Consider the following 16,291-nt stretch of genomic DNA (forward strand, 5'->3'; position numbering starts at 1 on the left):
AATCTCGCTTGTTATCAGACCGGGACGGGGGTGATTTTTTCCACAATGACCTGCTGCTGTGCCGTGAACTGCCGGGCTTTTTGCACGATCACCGCAGACTGATCCTGGGCGCTGGAGCAGTAATAACCGAACTTCGCTTTCACCCTTTCACTGGCTTCATCCAGCGCGCGGGTACTGAGGGTGACGAACTCCTCCAGCGCATAGGGATGGTTCACCTCCAGGTGCTTCTCAATCGCGGTGGAGGGGGAATAGCAGGTATCTTTGCTGCCATCAGGCCAGCAAACGACAAAATGCATTGCAGGCATCGTAAGTTCCTCTAGTGATTGTTCATGCCGGTAAGCGGCTGTTGCGCCAGATCCCAGTAGCAGGCTCGCTGCTGCTGGTACTGCATGATGAGTTTTCTCTCCGCGGTGAACTGTCCCACCGCGGCACAGCTGATGGCGCAGCGGGCAAAGCGCTCAGCCACCTCGTCGCAATGTTGTGGTTCCACAGCCAGCAGGAAACCGAAACTGGGGAAGGCGCACAGCCACTGCTCCAGTTCCACGCCAGCCGGGATGGGGATTTGCGTCAGGTCCAGCCCGGCACCCAGCCCGCTACTCTCCAGCATCATCACCAGCGTGCCCGCCAGTCCGGCCTGGCTGATGTCTTTCGCTGCCTGAATCCATCCCTCGTCGGCCATCGCGGGCAGCAGGGACAACGCCTGACGCAGGGCCAGAGGGTCGGCATGAGTCGCCGCATCCCAGTTGTAACCGGGTGGATGCCAGCGCCCGTGCAGATTGATCGCCACCATCAGCGTCTGACCCGGTTGTACGGCAAAGCTGCTGAGCGGATGCGTTGTCTCTCCCAGCACCGCCACGGCCAGCTGGGGCTGCTCGCTGCGCAGATTGGTGTGACCACCCACCACCGGCACCTGATACGCACGGGATGCCGCCGCCATCCCTTGCAGGATCTGCTCCGCATGGGGCAATGCGTCATCCCATAGCGCATTGACCACCGCCAGCGGGCGTCCGCCCATTGCGGCAATGTCACTCAGATTGACCATCACGCCACACCAACCGGCAAACCACGGATCTTCTGCGACAAAACGATTAATAAATCCCTCCATCGCCAGCAACTTGTAGCCGCTGCCATCCGGGATCAGCGCGCAATCATCCCCATTGGGGCTTGGGTTAGGCCAGGCATCCCTCAGCTGCTGCGCCACCTGCTGGATATCACGCTTATGAGCGAGGCCGCTAAAGGTGTGCAGCCGTGTAATCAGCGCGGGCAAGTCATGATTCATAGCGCTACCCCCGTCAGAAAGATCGGTATCTCAGCTGGCTTGCGCACCGGGGTGTTGATCACCATGCCACTCAGCGGGTCGTAGCAGGGGGGATAGAAATTCAGATCGGCCTGCATCCGGGCATGGCGGACACCGCGCAAGTCCAGCCACTCCAGCGTGTGCCAGTGCATGCGGCGAAACAGCGGTTCGTTCTGATGCTGCACCTGGGCATAAAATTCCCGGCAGCCCAGCGCGTGGGCGCTGCATACCGCCAGACGGATCAGCGTCGGCCCCAGTTGGCCCTGCCGACGGTAGGCGTTATCCACGGCGAGGCGCGATCCCATCCAGACCCCTGGTGACAGTTCATGGATGCGCACCGTGCCCACCACTTCATCATGCCAGCCGCCTACGCTGCCAAGCGCCACCAGCAGCCGGGCATGACCATCGATATCATCCAGGTCATCGCCCTCAAACAATCCCTGTTCCTGGCAGAACACCCGCTGGCGCAGTGCGTAAGCCTGCCGCCGCTCCCACGGCAGCGTGACCCATTTGATGGTGTAACCCGCGTAGTGATTCATCATGCCCCCTTATGCCATTGCCTGTTCAAAGCTGGAAAGTGAAGAACAGGCACCGCAGCGACCGCAGCCCGCCTTGATATCGCTGGAACGCAGGCTTGCCTGACTCAGCATCTGCCCGAGCGGCTGCAAAATTGATGACATAAACTGGCTGTCAGGGGCAGGATGGTGTTCCAGCGGCGTACCGCTGATCGGCACGAAAGGCACCACGAACGGATAAACCCCGAGGTCAATCAACGTCTCCGACAGCGACAGGATGGCATGCGGCGTATCGCCCAGACCCGCCAGGATATAGGTGCTGACCTGACCCCGGCCAAACACCGCCACCGCATCGGCGAACGCCTCAAGATATTGCTCCACACTCACCTGGGCTTTGCCCGGCATAATGCGGGCGCGCACTTCCGGCGTGACGGCTTCGAGATGCATACCCAGCGCATCAATCCCTGCGTCTTTCATACGTCGGAACCATTTCGCATCTCCCGGCGGCTCGCATTGTCCCTGCAATGGTAAATCCACCGCCGCTTTGATGGCGAGCGCACTTTCCACCAGAATGCGGGCACCACGGTCACTGCCTGAAGGTGTGCCGGTGGTCATCACCATATGTTTCACCCCATCCAGCTCAACGGCCGCTTTTGCCACTTCTGCCAGTTGCTGCGGGGTTTTACGCGAGATGGTGCTGCCCGCCGCCAGCGATTGTCCGATGGCGCAGAACTGGCAGGCTTTGGCGCGGTTTTCATAACGGATGCAGGTTTGCAGCACCGTGGTCGCCAGCACGTCGGTACCATGCAGCGTGGCAATCTGCGAGTAGGGTACGCCGTCGGCCGTCTGTCGCTCATAAAAACGCGGCTTATGGGCGATGCTGATCTCCCGCACCGGGATCAGGTTGTTATAGAGACGAGTGGCACCGGATTCCTCGTGTTTCACCTGCCACGGCGACTGGCGTGCGGAATGGGTGTAGATCGGCACCATTACCGTCACACCATCAATATTCATCGCCTGATGGTCCGACGGCCCGGCACCACCGTGGCGGCTGACATGGTCCTGGCGGGGATTGATCACGTTAACCCCCTGGGTGAGCAGCTCAGTGATCAGCTGCTGGCGCGTAGACGGTACGTTCTGCATCGCGGTCTCCTCCCGTTTCGGACTCATCATCACGCGCCACCACATAACGGGCAGGTGTCGCATCGAGGCGCAGGCTGAGTAATTCTGGTCGGGCGTAGTGGCCGACAGAATCCATCATGCGTTTGCGTTTGGTGATCAGGGCCATGTCCAGATCGGCAATCAAAATCCCCTCACCTTCGGTCAGTGGCGGCACCAGGTGACGGCCTTCCGGTGAGATGATGGCGGTGTTGCAGCCGCCACGCAGGCCCTTCTGTAATGCCGGGTCGCTGGTCAGTTCGTTGATTTGTTCCTCGGTGAGCCAGCCGGTGGCATTGATGACAAAGCAACCGGACTCCAGCGCATGATGGCGAATGGTGACGTCCATCTGCTCGGCAAAAATCGGCCCCACCAGCGAACCGGGGAACTGGCTGCAATGGATCTCCTCGTGCTGGGTCATCAGGCTGTAGCGCGCCAGCGGGTTGTAGTGCTCCCAGCAGGCTAAGGCCCCGATGCGCCCAACCGCGGACTCCACCACTTTCAATCCGGCACCGTCTCCCTGCCCCCAGATCATCCGTTCGTGATAGGTCGGGGTGATCTTGCGACGCTTCAGCACCAGTTCCCCGCTGGCATCAAACACCAGTTGGGTGTTGTAGAGCGTGCCGTGGTCACGTTCATTCACCCCCAGCACCACCACGATATTGCGCAGACGGGCGCGTTCGCCCACCGCATGGGTGATCGGGCCGGGCACCACCACCGCCTGGTCATACAATTTGAGATGCGCCGCTCCGGCGGTCATCGCGGGCGTGATAAACGAGAAGTAGGGGTAGTAAGGGACAAAGGTCTCTGGAAAGACGATGATCTCTGCCCCCTGTGCGGCTGCCTGATCGATAGCGTCCAGCACCCGGGCCAGCGTTTTGCTGGCCTCATGGAGATCTGGCGCAATCTGGGCGGCGGCGGCACGAATAATGCGTGACTCAGCCATAACGCGCCTCCGCTTACATCGTCCAGGTATCGATAATCACCGCGTTGTCACGCACGTGCAGCAGTTTCAGGTCCAGCACATCCAGCGGATTGATCGGGCGTACTCCTTCCAGCAGGGAAGGCTCGCCGTGACCATACAGGGCCTGTAAAGCAAAGCGGCAGGCGTAGACTTTGCCGCCCTCAGACATAAATTTGGTCAGCTGGTTGGCATAGTTCTGGTGACCAGGAAAGGCTTCGGCACCGATGGTCGGGAAACCACGCTGCACGCCGAGCAGCACACCGGGTCCATACAGCAGGATGGAGGTTTCGAACCCTTTGCGTTGCAAACGGGTGGCCTGCAACATGTTGACGAAACCGATCGAACCTTCAAAGGCGACGGTGTGGAAGGTCACCAGCGCCTTCTGGCCTGGCTCCGCCTTCACATCTTCAAACACTTTTTCTTCGTAATCGACAAAGAAATCACCCGTCTTATGAGCTGGCAAAGTTACTTTTGGCATAGCACGTTTCTCCCGGTTTTGATCAGGGGGAGCCTCGCTCCCCGTCATGGTACATCGCAGGTGATGCACAGAGACTGGAGCAAGGTACGTGCCAGCGGCGGATCAAGGGCATGCAATCAATGGCCCATCAAACGCTCAAATTATGCGCAAAAAAAATTTTCATCCTACTAACATTCCCATAACCTGCCGCGCCAGAGGGTGATAAACCCCGTTGAGATGCACTGAATTGATGCCAATTTGCACCATAAATGCACACAACTAAAATCATCATGCAATCAATGATGCAATCAATGGATAAGCTGATTGCAGATTAACCTCAGCCAGGCAATAGTGATGCATACTTCGCCAATTTGCGGGAATTGTTTGCATGCTTAATAAACTCGGCAGTCGCTGGAACAGCTATCAAAATCAGAACACCCAACGCCCGGCTTATCTGTTGATTGCCGATATCATCGCCGACGGCATCAACAGCGGCGAGTTTCAGCCCCGCGATCGTCTGCCGCCGTTACGTGAACTGGCACTGCTACTGGCGCTCAATTACACCACCGTGACCCGTGGTTACGCGGAAGCCAAACGACGTGGATTGATTGACTCACGGCCAGGCCTCGGCAGTTACATTCGTGGAAAGGTGCCCGCCGTCCCGCTGAGCGGGGGCAGCAGTTATGAGATGACGATGAATTCACCGATTGAACCCGGTGTGGAGCTGGCACAGGCGATCAGTGAAGGGGCGATTAATCTGTTCGCGCAGAAAAATATCCTCAGCCTGCTGCGTTATCAGGATTTTGGCGGGCAGGCCGATGATAAGGCGATGGCAAAGGTCTGGCTGGAGAAGCAATTGCCCGCCGTGAGCATGGAAGACATTCTGGTCGCCCCTGGGATCCATAGCGCGCTGGTGGGACTGCTGACCCTGCTGTGCCGCAAGGGTGGCAGCGTGTGCGTCAGTGATTTGATCTATCCGGGCCTGAAAGCCATCGCCAGCCAGCTGAATATCACGCTGCAATCCCTGCCCTGCGATGAGGATGGCCCGCTGCCGCGCGCTTTTGAACATCAATGCCAGACTGGCAACATCAGCGCGTTATATATCAATCCCACCATCCAGAACCCCACCACCCTGACGTTGCCGCTGCGCCGTCGTGAAGCGCTGGCCGATGTGGCGTCACGTTACAGCGTGCCGGTGATTGAGGATGAGGCTTATGCTGCGCTGGCGACACAACATATTGCGTCGTTCAGCGAGCTCATTCCCGAACTGACCTGGTATGTCACCGGCATGTCCAAATGTTTTGGGCCGGGGCTGCGCACCGCATTTATCAAAGGTCCGGGTAAGCGCAATACCCAGCTGCTGGCGGGTGCGCTGCGCGCCCTGAACGTAATGGCCAGCCCGATTACCAACGCGCTGGCGACCCAGTGGATCAGTGATGGCACCGCCGATCGGGTGTTGCTTTCCGTGCGTGCCGAATCGGTGATTCGCCAGAAAATGGCCAGTGACATTCTGCGCGATTTTAGTTACCGCGCCACGCCACAGGGATTCCATCTCTGGTTACAGCTGCCGCGTCATTTCAACTGGAATCCTGCCGAGATGGCGGTAAAACTGCGCGAACTTGGCGTCAGTGCTGTATCGAGCGCAGCCTTCTGCACCGATAATAATCCACCGGATGCGCTGCGTATTTGTCTGGGGGGTTCCTGGTCACGGGAAACCTGCGCGGAGAATTTACAGACCATTGCCCATGTCATGTTGAATCCTCAGCATTACGGCAGTGTGATCCTTTAAGCATATTAATGGGTTCTCTTGAATAATGATGATGATGCTGGCAACATGGGTCGCCTGTTTTAATTAAATCGGGTAAGTCAGGATGACACTGCCTAAATTTGCTGACATCAAAATATTTTTTGTGGGGTTATTGCGCAAAATAAACTGGGAAGCTTTCTCGGTTATCATCGCATTAGGCATATTTCTCTGGGGTAATCACTCCGCGTCGGTGGATAAAGAACAAAATGCCATTGAGGAAGTGCAAAAGATAAAAATCATGCTGCACTCCGAGGTGGAATATAACCTGCAAGCCATTGAAACCAGCGGCTATGAACAGTCCCTCGTCGAGGGGCTGGAAGTCTGTATTCCGTTGCCGGACAACGATAGCGAGGCGATCGAGCGACTTGACGTTGTCGCTGGCTATTTGCACGATGATATTTATAAAGCCACGCTGCCTAAGTTACAGAATCTTCCGCCTGAGTATGTCGATAAACTGGTGCGTTATTATAACGCCATCGGCAGATTCAAAGATTTAAGCGCTGTGATAAAAACCAATGGCGGCAATCAAAGTAAGATTAATTTGTTTAAGAGTGAATATTCTGCGTTGATGACGCAATCCGCCACGCTGGAGGAATTGCTGCGTGCGCAAGACCCATCATGATGGTATTCACGCTTTTAATCCCCTCCTAAGCCATTACCATTGTGGATAATATTAAGATGAAATTATTTACCCCTAACGCTATCGCTCTGCTGGTGACATTATTTTGTTGCAGTGCTTCTTATGCCGGGGAAAATCTGGCTGATCTGCAAACTCAAGCAACCAATGGTAATGCGGCGGCACAAACCACCCTTGGCATCGATTACCTGAACGGTGACGGTGTCACACAGGATTACGGCAAAGCTAAGGAATGGCTGGAAAAAGCGGTGGCTCAGGATAGCCAGGAAGCCTGTCATGCGCTCGCCCTGATGTACACCTATGGTCATGGTGTGGCAAAGGATCTGAATAAAGCCATCGAACTGTATAAAAAGGCCGGTCCGGCACAACACGGCGATGCATACAATAATCTGGCGGTTATCTATGCTCAGGGATTGAATGGCCAGCCTGATCCCACCCTGGCGCTAAAGTATTATCAACTGGCCGCCGATGCTGGCAACAGCGAGTCACAGGCGATAATTGGCTGGCGATATGCCACCGGTGATGGGGTGCCGAAAAACACCCGCAAGGCATTTCAGTATTATGAAAAGTCAGCCGCGCTGGGTAACCCTCAGGGACAGTATTTGCTCGCCAACGCCTATGACGATGGTATCGGGGTAAAACGTAACGATGCGCTGGCCGTCTCCTGGTACAAAAAAGCTGCCGATAACGGCGACCTGTCCGCGATGAATAACCTCGGCGTGATGCTTACCGATGGTGAAGGCGTGAAACAGGATTACGTCAAAGCACGCTTTTATCTGGAACAGGCGGTAGCGAAAGACTCCGCAGAGGCCAGAACCGGTTTAGGTTATCTGTATCTCAATGGACTGGGGGTGAAAAAGGACTACTACAAAGCCACCGAACTCTACAGCACGGCCTGTGACCGGGGGGTTGCGGATGCCTGTGATACCGTGAAGGAAATGAAAGCGAAAAAAATGTATCGCGTCAGAACTGCCAGCTCGTCTGCACCGGTAGCGACTCAGCGTCTGATCGCGAAATCTATCGATGACGGAGTTAACGCGACCTTTACCTGGCAAGGTGACGATGCCACCTTCAAAGCGAACGGACATGCGGTGGATTGTTCATTTTTGAAAGACTTTTCACAGGCAGGAGGCAATCTCGCCACCTCTTTCGTTTGCACGGGAAATGTCCAGATCGTGTTGAAGCAATTCAAAACCACGAAGAATGCCTATATCGCGGTGACCACTAACAACTTTAAAGATGAAGTGAAGTCTTTCGCGGTCAATGTTTATACCGTGGGGGCAGCAGCGCCTGCCATTGCGCGATAAATCGCGCCGCTACGGCTCCGTGCGGTTATTTATCACGCGTCGAGGGGCTCTCAGGATAAGAGGCCCCTGGCGATTAAGCTTGATAGCGCACCGCTTCAATCAGTTTCGAAAAAGCTGCCGTATGCTGTTTGCGGCTGGGGTAGTAAAGATAATAACCGGCAAAAGGTGCACACCAGTCATCCAGCACCACCTGGAGTTTCCCCTCATCAATGTATTTCCTGGCGCTATCTTCAGGCACATAGGCGATCCCCATCCCGGTTAATGCGGCATCAACGCGCGAGGCAAGATTATTAAAAATCAGCTGCCCTTCCACTTTGACCCGGATCTCTTTGCCATCCTTGCTAAATTCCCAGTTATAAATCCCCCCGAGCGTCGGCAAACGCATATTGATGCAGTTATGGTTCTGGAGTTCATAGGGGGTCTCCGGTATCCCGTTTTGCGCGAAATAGTCCGGGGAAGCCACCACCACCATGCGCCAGTCCGGACCAATGCGTACCGCCACCATATCTTTCTCAACCTGCTCGCCCAACCTCACCCCGGCATCAAAGCGGCCGCTGACAATATCCATCAGGGTATTATCCACCGATAATTCAATATTGACTTCCGGGTAGGCCTGTAAAAAAGGTTTCAATAACGGCCAGAGGGTTGATGCCAGCGCGTGCTCTCCGGCGGTAATACGGATATTCCCGGAGGGCTTGCCCTGCTCATCGGTCAATTGCAACAAGGCTTTTTCGATATCGATAATCATCGGCCCCACGTTCTGAATTAACCGCTCACCGGCTTCCGTCGGTGCCACGCTGCGGGTGGTGCGGGTTAATAAGCGGGTATTAAGCCGTTCCTCAAGTCCACGAATAGAGTGACTCAGCGCCGATTGCGATACCCCCAGTTTGGCGGCAGCACGGGTAAAACTCTGCTCTCGCGCCACCATCACCAGATAGATGAGGTCGTTAAAATTTTCCCTGAGCATCGATCACGCCTCTTTGTCATCTTTTGTCAGGCTACCGGCCTGAAAACCATACATAAACTGAAATATATGTGATTTATTCACAAATTGACCAGAAAAAGCTGACGGATTGTGACATAAGCCCTGTTCTAAGCCAGATTTCGGTTCAATGCTTAACCTTTTGGAGCGGTACTGATGAGTTTTACTCATTACGCCTATCGGGTTTTGCCCGCTAATAAACTGTAATTCGTAATGATACTATTATCTCGTCGTTAGCCAACTCTTCTTTTAATTATGTGAGGTTTCTATGAAAACGTTAATTGCTTCCGCCTTTGCCTTAACCACTCTTTTTGCTGTTAACAGCGCCTTCGCCGTCGATGTCATCAACGATACCGCCGGTAAACAAAAAGTCGGTGTGGTTTCTGCTTCCGGTGCCTATTCCCTCGACGGACTGACCAATAAACTGGCGGATAAGGCCGAGGCACAGGGCGCAACATCAATGAAAATTATCGCCGCTGGCGGTGAAAATAAACTTTACGGCGTGGCGGAAATTTATAAGTAATTCCCCCGAACTGAAGACCCAATAAGCCGATATAAGCCCTTCTCCGGATAAATTTAATTCTATTGCGTACACCTGTTATCGGTGTCCTGGTTTGCTATTGTCTGGAATAAATGGATGTCACCGAACGCCCTGGCTGGCGTTCGGCATCTTTTATGAATCCGCCTCATAAGGTCAATCCCTGTCGCCAGGCTAATCATCGGCAAAAAATCTGTTAATTTACCTGCAGATACCGATTGTTCTCCGCACCTGCATGAATAACTTCTCTCAGCAAGAAACCGACTATGACTTCTCCTGTGATGGACGCTGTAACGCAACGGCGTGATTTACGTTTATTGATTATCCTGAGTGCACTGATGTCGTTTGCCTCAGTATCAACCGACCTTTACCTGCCAGCGATGCCGGTGATGGGCAAGGATTTGCATGCTGCCAGCGGGGGGATCGAATTCACCCTTTCCGGCTTTCTGATTGGCTTTAGCCTTGGGCAATTAATCTGGGGGCCAGCGGGTGATCGTTATGGCCGACGCATTCCGGTGGCGCTCGGTCTGGTACTGTTTTTGATCGGCTCCATTGGTTGTGCCTTATCCACCACCCTCACCCAGATGGTCAGCTGGCGCGTGATTCAGGCCGTCGGTGCCTGTGCCGGACCGGTACTGGCTCGGGCCATGGTACGCGATCTCTATAGCCGCGAACGTGCCGCACAAATGCTGTCGACGCTGATTTTATTTATGGCGGTTGCGCCGTTATCCGGCCCGATACTCGGTGGACAAATCATGGCCTGGAGTAACTGGCATATGATTTTCTGGTTTATGGTGTTGCTGGGCGTGGTTGCCATCATCGGGCTGGCTTTTCTGCCGGAAACCCTTAGCCCCGGGTCACGCGCCACCACCCCGCTCTCCTGGGCCCTGAAGGATTACGTCAACATACTCAGGGATAAACGGGTGATGGGCTATGGCCTGGCGGGAGCCTGTTACTACGCGGGGTTTTACGCCTTTATCGCCGGTACGCCTTCTGCCTATATCGACTATTATCATGTTTCGCCACAAGTATATGGCCTGCTGTTTAGCGTCAATATTATCGGCGTGATGGGTGCTAACTTTCTTAACAGCCGCACGGTGAAACTCATCGGCAGCGATCGTCTGTTCCATCTCGGCAGCACCATTGCGGCGTCAGCGGGGGTGATGTTCGCACTGGATAGTCACTCAGGCTGGGGCGGCATTAGCGGCCTGATCCTGCCATTCCTGGTTTATGCTGCCATGAACGGGCTGATTGTGGCTAATTCGGTGGCCGGTGCCTTAGCCGAAGCCACCACCAATGCCGGTGGCATCTCATCGTTAATTGGGGCCATGCATTATGGATCCGGTATTTTTAGCGCCGCCGTGCTGGGATGGTGGAAAGATGGCTCTCCCTGGCCAATGGGTGCGGTTCTGGGTGCGGTTGCTATCGCCGGTTGCGTTATCAGCTGGGGGCTGAAGCGTCATAACCACCTCACCTCAATCACCACGCGCCAGTAGCGCAGCTTTGCTAAGGTTTAGTTGTCATCCAGAGACTCATCACAAAGGAAGTAAACATGTTAAAAATTATCCCTAATGGTTCCGTACCCTCACGCAAAGGCCCGGAAGAGTATTTCACCGGCACGGTGCGTATCGATGCGCCATTCAGTGGCACCGAGTCAGCACGCGTGGGTGGTGCAACCGTGACCTTCGAACCGGGTGCGCGTACCGCCTGGCATACCCATCCGCTTGGTCAGACGCTAATCATCACTCACGGCCAGGGCTGGATTCAGTGTGAAGGTGAAGAGACCGTGGTGATGAATCAGGGTGATATCATTTTTATCCCGGAAGGTGTGAAACACTGGCACGGCGCAACCCCTGACAATGCCATGACACATATTGCCATCGCCGAATCCGTCAACGGCAGCCCGGTTGACTGGCTGGAAAAAGTCACCGACGAGCAATATAAAAAGTAACAACGCCTCTGAAACCGCTCAGAAAACCCGCTACCCGGTGACGCACCGGGCAGAATTATTTTCTATAAATAACAATCACCTGAGCAAATCCCGCACCAGAAAGTGGCCTGGTTCTCTCCTAATTTTCCGATATTGCCCCAAAACTGTGCTACAAAAGCATGGCTGTAATCTGATGACATTAACCCGGGGAACGAGATGAAAAGCGTAAAAGCCACATCAATTCGTGAGGTGAACGATAAGCTGCTCAACGGTGAATCCAAAGAAGTTGTTATCGATTTTGATATCAGTAGTGATGACTTCTTTGCTCTCTCCGATTACTGGTGTGAGCGGGGGGCAAAAATCAAAAAAGAAGGTGATCGATTCAAAATAAAACTGGGCAAAACCAGTATCCCTGAGCCTCCCGAAGCGAAAAAATAACACCCTGCATAGCGCTGATTGACGCAAGGATGCGTCAATATCAGACTTGAATAAACTTCTTTAATAAAGCAAAATTCGGAGCTAATTCGATCTGAACGATTATTTATCATAATCAGTCACAAGCATTTTTCAATTATCTGTAAAATCCGTAAAAAATACGTAACCTGCCAGCCATGATTTAAAATATCTTTGTAGATGTGAAGTTATCAGGATTAAAATATTTAACAAATAGGGAAATTTAACATGCCAACAGTGAATAATCACTTATCATCACCTTCATTTCTCCGCGCAAATTCCGACAGTGCACAGCAGTCCGGTAATATAGATGGCACCCCAGCACAACCCCAGACGAAAGAGGAATACCTTGCCCACTGGAGGCAATGGGCGCAAGAAGCGCCGGTGGGTGCGGGCGAGCAGCGTGACAGAGCGGTGAATATCATGCTTGATTGCTTTGAACGGCATTCCAATGTGCTATATTTACCCAACCTTTCTCTTAGCTCATTACCCACATTTATTCCCCAGCATATTGAAACGTTAGATCTCTCGAATAACAAGATCCAGAACCTTAATTTTCAATTACCTCCACATGTAACAGACCTGTGCGTAGATCATAACGAATTGACGTCTCTGGCAGGTATGCAATTAAATAACCTTTCATATTTATCAGCAAAATATAACTTCATCGAAATATTGCCAGAACCCTTGCCAGAAAACCTGACGAGATTATACGTAAGTCATAATCAATTGAATTTTTTACCTGAAGTCATTCCCGGAACTGTTACGTTCTTAGATGTCTCCGATAATCGACTGGAAACCTTTCCTGCTTCTATCGTTAATCTGTCACGACAGGCTTACATTGCTGCCAGCAACAATCCGCTCTCAGTACGTACCATCCGGCACATGATGAATATTAACAACTCCCCGAATTATCATGGTCCGCAAATCTATTTCTCCATGTCAGAGCATCAGCCTCTCTCGGTCATTTATTCATTACATAAGGTGATTACTGAATGGCTACAGCCAGATGAGGTTAACGTAACAGAAGAGAAATGGTACGAAATTGGCAATGAAAACGGTGCCCGTGAATTCAGCGCCTTTCTGACTGAGCTTGGAAGCACGGTCAGTGCCAGAAATAATGATGAATTTAAGAAGCAGGTTGCCAGTTGGTTAATCAGACTGACCGCCGACTCAGAGCTACGTGAGATGACATTTGCGGTTGCTTTCGCGGCAACGGAATCCTGCGAGGACCGGGTGACTCTGGCATGGAATAATATGCAGATCGCTGAACTTATTCATCTGGCTGTATCTGGCACATATGACAACAAATTACCTGAGTTAGTGACTATCGCTCGCGAAAAATTTCGCCTCGAAAAACTGGAAATAATTGCCAGAGAGAAAATAAAGACATTGGTGTTTGTTGATGAATTAGATGTCTACCTGGCCTTTCAAACCAAACTTAAGCCTTTCCTCGAACTGAATACCGTGGCAGAAAAAATGCGTTTCTTCGACGTATCCTCAGTCTCCACAGATGACCTCAAGGCCGCAGAAATACAGGTAAAAACGGCAGAAAATGACAAATTCCCCCAGTGGTTATGCCGATGGACGCCGTGGCAGAAAGTCATCGAGCGTTTAGCACCTGCCGCCTGGGATGAAGCCTGGGAACAAAGATACAGTATGCTTGATAGCATCGAATATAAGGATAAGCTTGACTCGGCACTTAAGGCCGAAACACTCATGAATGTTGGGGACGCGGAACAGTTCTATGCAAAGAAAATTTTAAAAAAAATGGAAATCAATATTCTTCTGCCTCTGACTCAACAGCTGCTTAATGAACAAGGACAGCAAGATCTTTTGCTTAAAAAGTGGGAAGGTTATTAAATATTCATCGCATCACCTGGATGCCTGAATAGATCACCTTTACCATCAGGGGCCAGGGTAGCCTGGTCCCTGGGTGACTCGCCGCGATGATGCTCCTCAGATACCGCACCACACCAACATAAATCCCCCCGAGAGACTTTATATTTACTAAGCCCCTGTTATCTTTGACGCTTCACTTCTTACAGGACGCCTGGTAATGACTACCCCTTCTGGCGATAAAAAGTACCTGCCTCGTCTGGCAGCCGTGGTAATAACGGGATTCCTTGCCGGACTGGCAGGAATGCTACTCGCCATGATTCTACACAGCATTCAGCATCTCGCTTTTGGCTACAGCATGGACCGGGTCATCAGCCCGGAATCTTTTCTGCAAGGGGTAACGGATTCACAGCACCTGCGCCGTATTGCGGCCATTGTGACCGGGGGTATTGTCGCCGGGTGTGGCTGGTGGCTGCTCGGCCGCTATGGGCGCAAGCGGGTCTCTGTCGCCGCAGCTGTTGCGCCATCTGGCGCCCGGATGCCGATGGGAACCACCACCCTGCATGCATTGCTGCAAATCATCACCGTAGCACTGGGATCTCCGCTGGGGCGTGAGGTTGCACCACGGGAAATGGGCGCGCTGGCAGGGGGATTTATGGCGCGCCGGGTGGGACTGGATCCCGACGAAACCCGCACGCTGATTGCCTGTGGTGCCGGTGCTGGCCTGGCTGCGGTTTACAACGTGCCGCTGGCGGGCGCGCTGTTCAGCCTTGAAGTGCTGCTGCTGTCGTTCAGCTGGGAGAAAGCGCTGGCCGCCATCATCACCTCCGCCATCGCAGCCTGGACGGCAACGCTGGGGCTGGGCAATGAATCACAATATCACTTTACCTCGGGCACCCTTTCCCACTCTTTCCTGGCATGGGCGATTGTTGCGGGTCCGGTGCTGGGCAGTGCCGCATGGCTGTTTCGTAAAAGCACCGGTGCCGCCCGCGCCGGTGTGCGTGCCAACTGGCAGATGCCGGTTTTTTGTTTACTGGCATTCGCGCTGCTCGCTGTTCTCAGCCTCCATTTCCCCCGGCTACCGGGCAACGGTAAAGGGCCAATGCAGCTGGCCCTGAGTGACAGTATTGATTATCGCGATGCGGCGTTACTGCTCGGGCTGAAGATGGTAGTCATTCTGGCGGTGCTGCGCGGCGGAGCCGAAGGTGGGCTACTCACCCCGGGATTGACCGTCGGGGGGCTGCTGAGCCTGCTGCTGTGCTTTCTCTGGCAACTGGCCTTCCCCGGCGGTGACAACGGCAGTTTTGCGCTGGTGGGCGGTGCCGCCTTCCTCGCAGCATCAATGCAAATGCCGCTGACCGCCGTGACGCTGGTGATGGAGTTTACCCACATGGATCATGACTATTTTGTTCCCGCCCTGCTGTGCGCCGCAGGTGCTTTCATTACCTGCCGGGTGCTGGAGAAAAAGCACGCATTCTGATGCGCGTTCCTCAATTTGCCCGGTTCAGACGCCAGACCAGGGTTTGCCGGGCATGGGCAATCCTTGGCTGCCGCAATGCGCTGGGCAGCCAGACCAGGTTATAACGAATGTCGGTATCCCCCACGGGGGCGTGCAGAGCAACCAATTCGCCGTTGTCGATATGCTGCTGGCACAAAAACAGCGGCATCACCGACCAGCCAAATCCCTGTAGCAGCAGGCTACGCAGACCCCGTAAATCCTGGCCTACCAGCGCTGGCAACAGGGTTTGGTATTTGATGCGATTTTTATCCAGCCAGTGATCGATCAGCGAAAGCTCAAGGTTATACGCCAGCAGCGGCTCCTGCAGCAGGGCCGTCGCACAATCGTGGTGGGTATGGATCCGCTGCGCCACCTCAGGGGCGGCTACCGCCACCACCTTATCGCTAAAGATAACTTCCCCTTTGAGACGGCTATCAGTCACCGGATGCGCGGTAATCCCCAGATCACAGTGACCTTCAATCACCATTTGCGCCACCAGCGGGCCATCGCCGGTATGCATATGTACCCGGATACCGCTTTGTAGCAACGGCAACAGCTCCCCGGCCAGTTTATCCGCCATAAAATCGGCGTGTCCGATGATCTGCAAAGTACCGCTGACATCCATCGAACGCGCCCTCGCCGAAGCGAGTGCAGATTCGGCGGTATCGAGGGAGTTGCCGATATCCGCCGCCAAATCCTCAGCCGCTGGCGTGGGTATGACCCCTTGTGGCTGGCGTTCAAATAACGGCCGCCCGATCGCCACTTCCAGACCGCTGATGTGCTGAGATACCGCAGGTTGCGTCAGGTTCAACGCTCTGGCCGCGCCGGAGATTGATCGCTGACGGTAAACTTCCATAAAGGTGCGCAAACGAACCAGTGACATACATCCCCATAAATTAATTTATACCC

Annotated in this window: 17 protein-coding genes; 9 read left to right on the plus strand and 8 right to left on the minus strand. The window is 53.8% G+C overall.

Annotated elements, in window-relative coordinates; translation table 11 throughout:
- Positions 1-14 precede the first annotated feature (14 nt).
- From HA50_RS24100 to HA50_RS24125, 6 genes are read right to left on the minus strand one after another with little or no spacing between them, the layout of a single operon-like run.
- Positions 15-305, minus strand: a complete 291-nt coding sequence (locus HA50_RS24100) for an MSMEG_0570 family nitrogen starvation response protein (protein ID WP_084879333.1) — start codon at positions 303-305, stop codon at positions 15-17.
- Between the two features lie 11 nt (positions 306-316).
- The gene (locus tag HA50_RS24105) at positions 317-1,279 is read right to left on the minus strand and encodes a sll0787 family AIR synthase-like protein (protein ID WP_084879334.1); all 963 of its coding nucleotides are present in this window, start codon (positions 1,277-1,279) and stop codon (positions 317-319) included.
- Positions 1,276-1,839, minus strand: a complete 564-nt coding sequence (locus HA50_RS24110) for an MSMEG_0567/Sll0786 family nitrogen starvation N-acetyltransferase (RefSeq protein WP_244193662.1) — start codon at positions 1,837-1,839, stop codon at positions 1,276-1,278. Before HA50_RS24110 ends, HA50_RS24105 begins: the two co-directional genes overlap by 4 nt.
- A 6-nt stretch (positions 1,840-1,845) precedes the next feature.
- Positions 1,846-2,955, minus strand: coding sequence for an MSMEG_0568 family radical SAM protein (locus HA50_RS24115; RefSeq protein ID WP_084879336.1), 1,110 nt, complete (start codon positions 2,953-2,955; stop codon positions 1,846-1,848).
- Positions 2,915-3,916: a Nit6803 family nitrilase gene (locus HA50_RS24120; RefSeq protein ID WP_084879337.1), complete on the minus strand. Its 1,002-nt coding sequence runs from the start codon at positions 3,914-3,916 to the stop codon at positions 2,915-2,917. Before HA50_RS24120 ends, HA50_RS24115 begins: the two co-directional genes overlap by 41 nt.
- Before the next feature lie 13 nt (positions 3,917-3,929).
- Positions 3,930-4,412 carry an MSMEG_0572/Sll0783 family nitrogen starvation response protein gene (locus HA50_RS24125; RefSeq protein WP_084879338.1) on the minus strand — a complete coding sequence of 161 codons (483 nt, stop codon included), beginning with the start codon at positions 4,410-4,412 and terminating at the stop codon, positions 3,930-3,932.
- A 367-nt stretch (positions 4,413-4,779) separates the two neighbouring features.
- Between HA50_RS24125 and HA50_RS24130 the strand changes: the two genes are divergently transcribed.
- The 3 genes from HA50_RS24130 (at position 4,780) to HA50_RS24140 (ending at position 8,142) form a co-directional block, all read left to right on the plus strand.
- On the plus strand, positions 4,780-6,180 hold the full coding sequence (locus HA50_RS24130) for an aminotransferase-like domain-containing protein (protein WP_084879339.1): 1,401 nt from the start codon (positions 4,780-4,782) through the stop codon (positions 6,178-6,180).
- A gap of 82 nt (positions 6,181-6,262) precedes the next feature.
- The gene (locus HA50_RS24135; RefSeq protein ID WP_084879340.1) at positions 6,263-6,820 is read left to right on the plus strand and encodes a hypothetical protein; all 558 of its coding nucleotides are present in this window, start codon (positions 6,263-6,265) and stop codon (positions 6,818-6,820) included.
- Positions 6,821-6,876: 56 nt separating this feature from the next.
- Positions 6,877-8,142 (plus strand): SEL1-like repeat protein, encoded by a 1,266-nt coding sequence (locus HA50_RS24140; RefSeq protein WP_084879341.1) that lies wholly within the window; start codon positions 6,877-6,879, stop codon positions 8,140-8,142.
- Between the two features lie 73 nt (positions 8,143-8,215).
- Here the strand turns inward: HA50_RS24140 and HA50_RS24145 are convergent, their stop codons facing one another.
- Complete coding sequence (locus HA50_RS24145) at positions 8,216-9,109, minus strand: LysR family transcriptional regulator (protein ID WP_084879342.1); 894 nt, start codon at positions 9,107-9,109, stop codon at positions 8,216-8,218.
- Between the two features lie 283 nt (positions 9,110-9,392).
- Between HA50_RS24145 and HA50_RS24150 the strand changes: the two genes are divergently transcribed.
- The 6 genes from HA50_RS24150 (at position 9,393) to HA50_RS24175 (ending at position 15,364) form a co-directional block, all read left to right on the plus strand.
- Positions 9,393-9,647, plus strand: a complete 255-nt coding sequence (locus HA50_RS24150) for a YdgH/BhsA/McbA family protein (protein WP_084879343.1) — start codon at positions 9,393-9,395, stop codon at positions 9,645-9,647.
- Positions 9,648-9,928: 281 nt separating this feature from the next.
- The gene (locus tag HA50_RS24155) at positions 9,929-11,158 is read left to right on the plus strand and encodes a multidrug effflux MFS transporter (protein WP_084879344.1); all 1,230 of its coding nucleotides are present in this window, start codon (positions 9,929-9,931) and stop codon (positions 11,156-11,158) included.
- Between the two features lie 56 nt (positions 11,159-11,214).
- Positions 11,215-11,613 (plus strand): (R)-mandelonitrile lyase, encoded by a 399-nt coding sequence (locus tag HA50_RS24160; RefSeq protein WP_084879345.1) that lies wholly within the window; start codon positions 11,215-11,217, stop codon positions 11,611-11,613.
- Positions 11,614-11,808: 195 nt separating this feature from the next.
- Complete coding sequence (locus HA50_RS24165; protein ID WP_084879346.1) at positions 11,809-12,030, plus strand: hypothetical protein; 222 nt, start codon at positions 11,809-11,811, stop codon at positions 12,028-12,030.
- A 243-nt stretch (positions 12,031-12,273) separates the two neighbouring features.
- Positions 12,274-13,908 (plus strand): NEL-type E3 ubiquitin ligase domain-containing protein, encoded by a 1,635-nt coding sequence (locus tag HA50_RS24170; RefSeq protein ID WP_084879347.1) that lies wholly within the window; start codon positions 12,274-12,276, stop codon positions 13,906-13,908.
- A 196-nt stretch (positions 13,909-14,104) separates the two neighbouring features.
- Positions 14,105-15,364, plus strand: a complete 1,260-nt coding sequence (locus tag HA50_RS24175) for a chloride channel protein (RefSeq protein ID WP_084879348.1) — start codon at positions 14,105-14,107, stop codon at positions 15,362-15,364.
- Positions 15,365-15,374: 10 nt separating this feature from the next.
- Here HA50_RS24175 and HA50_RS24180 read toward each other — a convergent pair whose 3' ends face one another.
- The gene (locus tag HA50_RS24180) at positions 15,375-16,265 is read right to left on the minus strand and encodes a LysR family transcriptional regulator (RefSeq protein WP_084879349.1); all 891 of its coding nucleotides are present in this window, start codon (positions 16,263-16,265) and stop codon (positions 15,375-15,377) included.
- Positions 16,266-16,291 lie beyond the last annotated feature (26 nt).

Origin of the sequence: Pantoea cypripedii (genome assembly GCF_002095535.1) — a bacterium.
Classification (GTDB): Bacteria; Pseudomonadota; Gammaproteobacteria; order Enterobacterales; family Enterobacteriaceae; genus Pantoea; species Pantoea cypripedii.

Bases quoted from the DNA above. Each gene is read 5' to 3' on its own strand.
- HA50_RS24135 (WP_084879340.1), top strand. From the start codon at position 6,263: ATGACACTGCCTAAATTTGCTGACATCAAAATATTTTTTGTGGGGTTA.
- HA50_RS24180 (WP_084879349.1), bottom strand. From the start codon at position 16,265: ATGTCACTGGTTCGTTTGCGCACCTTTATGGAAGTTTACCGTCAGCGA.
- HA50_RS24170 (WP_084879347.1), top strand. From the start codon at position 12,274: ATGCCAACAGTGAATAATCACTTATCATCACCTTCATTTCTCCGCGCA.
- HA50_RS24100 (WP_084879333.1), bottom strand. From the start codon at position 305: ATGCCTGCAATGCATTTTGTCGTTTGCTGGCCTGATGGCAGCAAAGAT.
- HA50_RS24130 (WP_084879339.1), top strand. From the start codon at position 4,780: ATGCTTAATAAACTCGGCAGTCGCTGGAACAGCTATCAAAATCAGAAC.
- HA50_RS24125 (WP_084879338.1), bottom strand. From the start codon at position 4,412: ATGCCAAAAGTAACTTTGCCAGCTCATAAGACGGGTGATTTCTTTGTC.
- HA50_RS24140 (WP_084879341.1), top strand. From the start codon at position 6,877: ATGAAATTATTTACCCCTAACGCTATCGCTCTGCTGGTGACATTATTT.
- HA50_RS24175 (WP_084879348.1), top strand. From the start codon at position 14,105: ATGACTACCCCTTCTGGCGATAAAAAGTACCTGCCTCGTCTGGCAGCC.
- HA50_RS24120 (WP_084879337.1), bottom strand. From the start codon at position 3,916: ATGGCTGAGTCACGCATTATTCGTGCCGCCGCCGCCCAGATTGCGCCA.
- HA50_RS24115 (WP_084879336.1), bottom strand. From the start codon at position 2,955: ATGCAGAACGTACCGTCTACGCGCCAGCAGCTGATCACTGAGCTGCTC.
- HA50_RS24145 (WP_084879342.1), bottom strand. From the start codon at position 9,109: ATGCTCAGGGAAAATTTTAACGACCTCATCTATCTGGTGATGGTGGCG.
- HA50_RS24165 (WP_084879346.1), top strand. From the start codon at position 11,809: ATGAAAAGCGTAAAAGCCACATCAATTCGTGAGGTGAACGATAAGCTG.
- HA50_RS24160 (WP_084879345.1), top strand. From the start codon at position 11,215: ATGTTAAAAATTATCCCTAATGGTTCCGTACCCTCACGCAAAGGCCCG.
- HA50_RS24155 (WP_084879344.1), top strand. From the start codon at position 9,929: ATGACTTCTCCTGTGATGGACGCTGTAACGCAACGGCGTGATTTACGT.
- HA50_RS24105 (WP_084879334.1), bottom strand. From the start codon at position 1,279: ATGAATCATGACTTGCCCGCGCTGATTACACGGCTGCACACCTTTAGC.
- HA50_RS24150 (WP_084879343.1), top strand. From the start codon at position 9,393: ATGAAAACGTTAATTGCTTCCGCCTTTGCCTTAACCACTCTTTTTGCT.
- HA50_RS24110 (WP_244193662.1), bottom strand. From the start codon at position 1,839: ATGATGAATCACTACGCGGGTTACACCATCAAATGGGTCACGCTGCCG.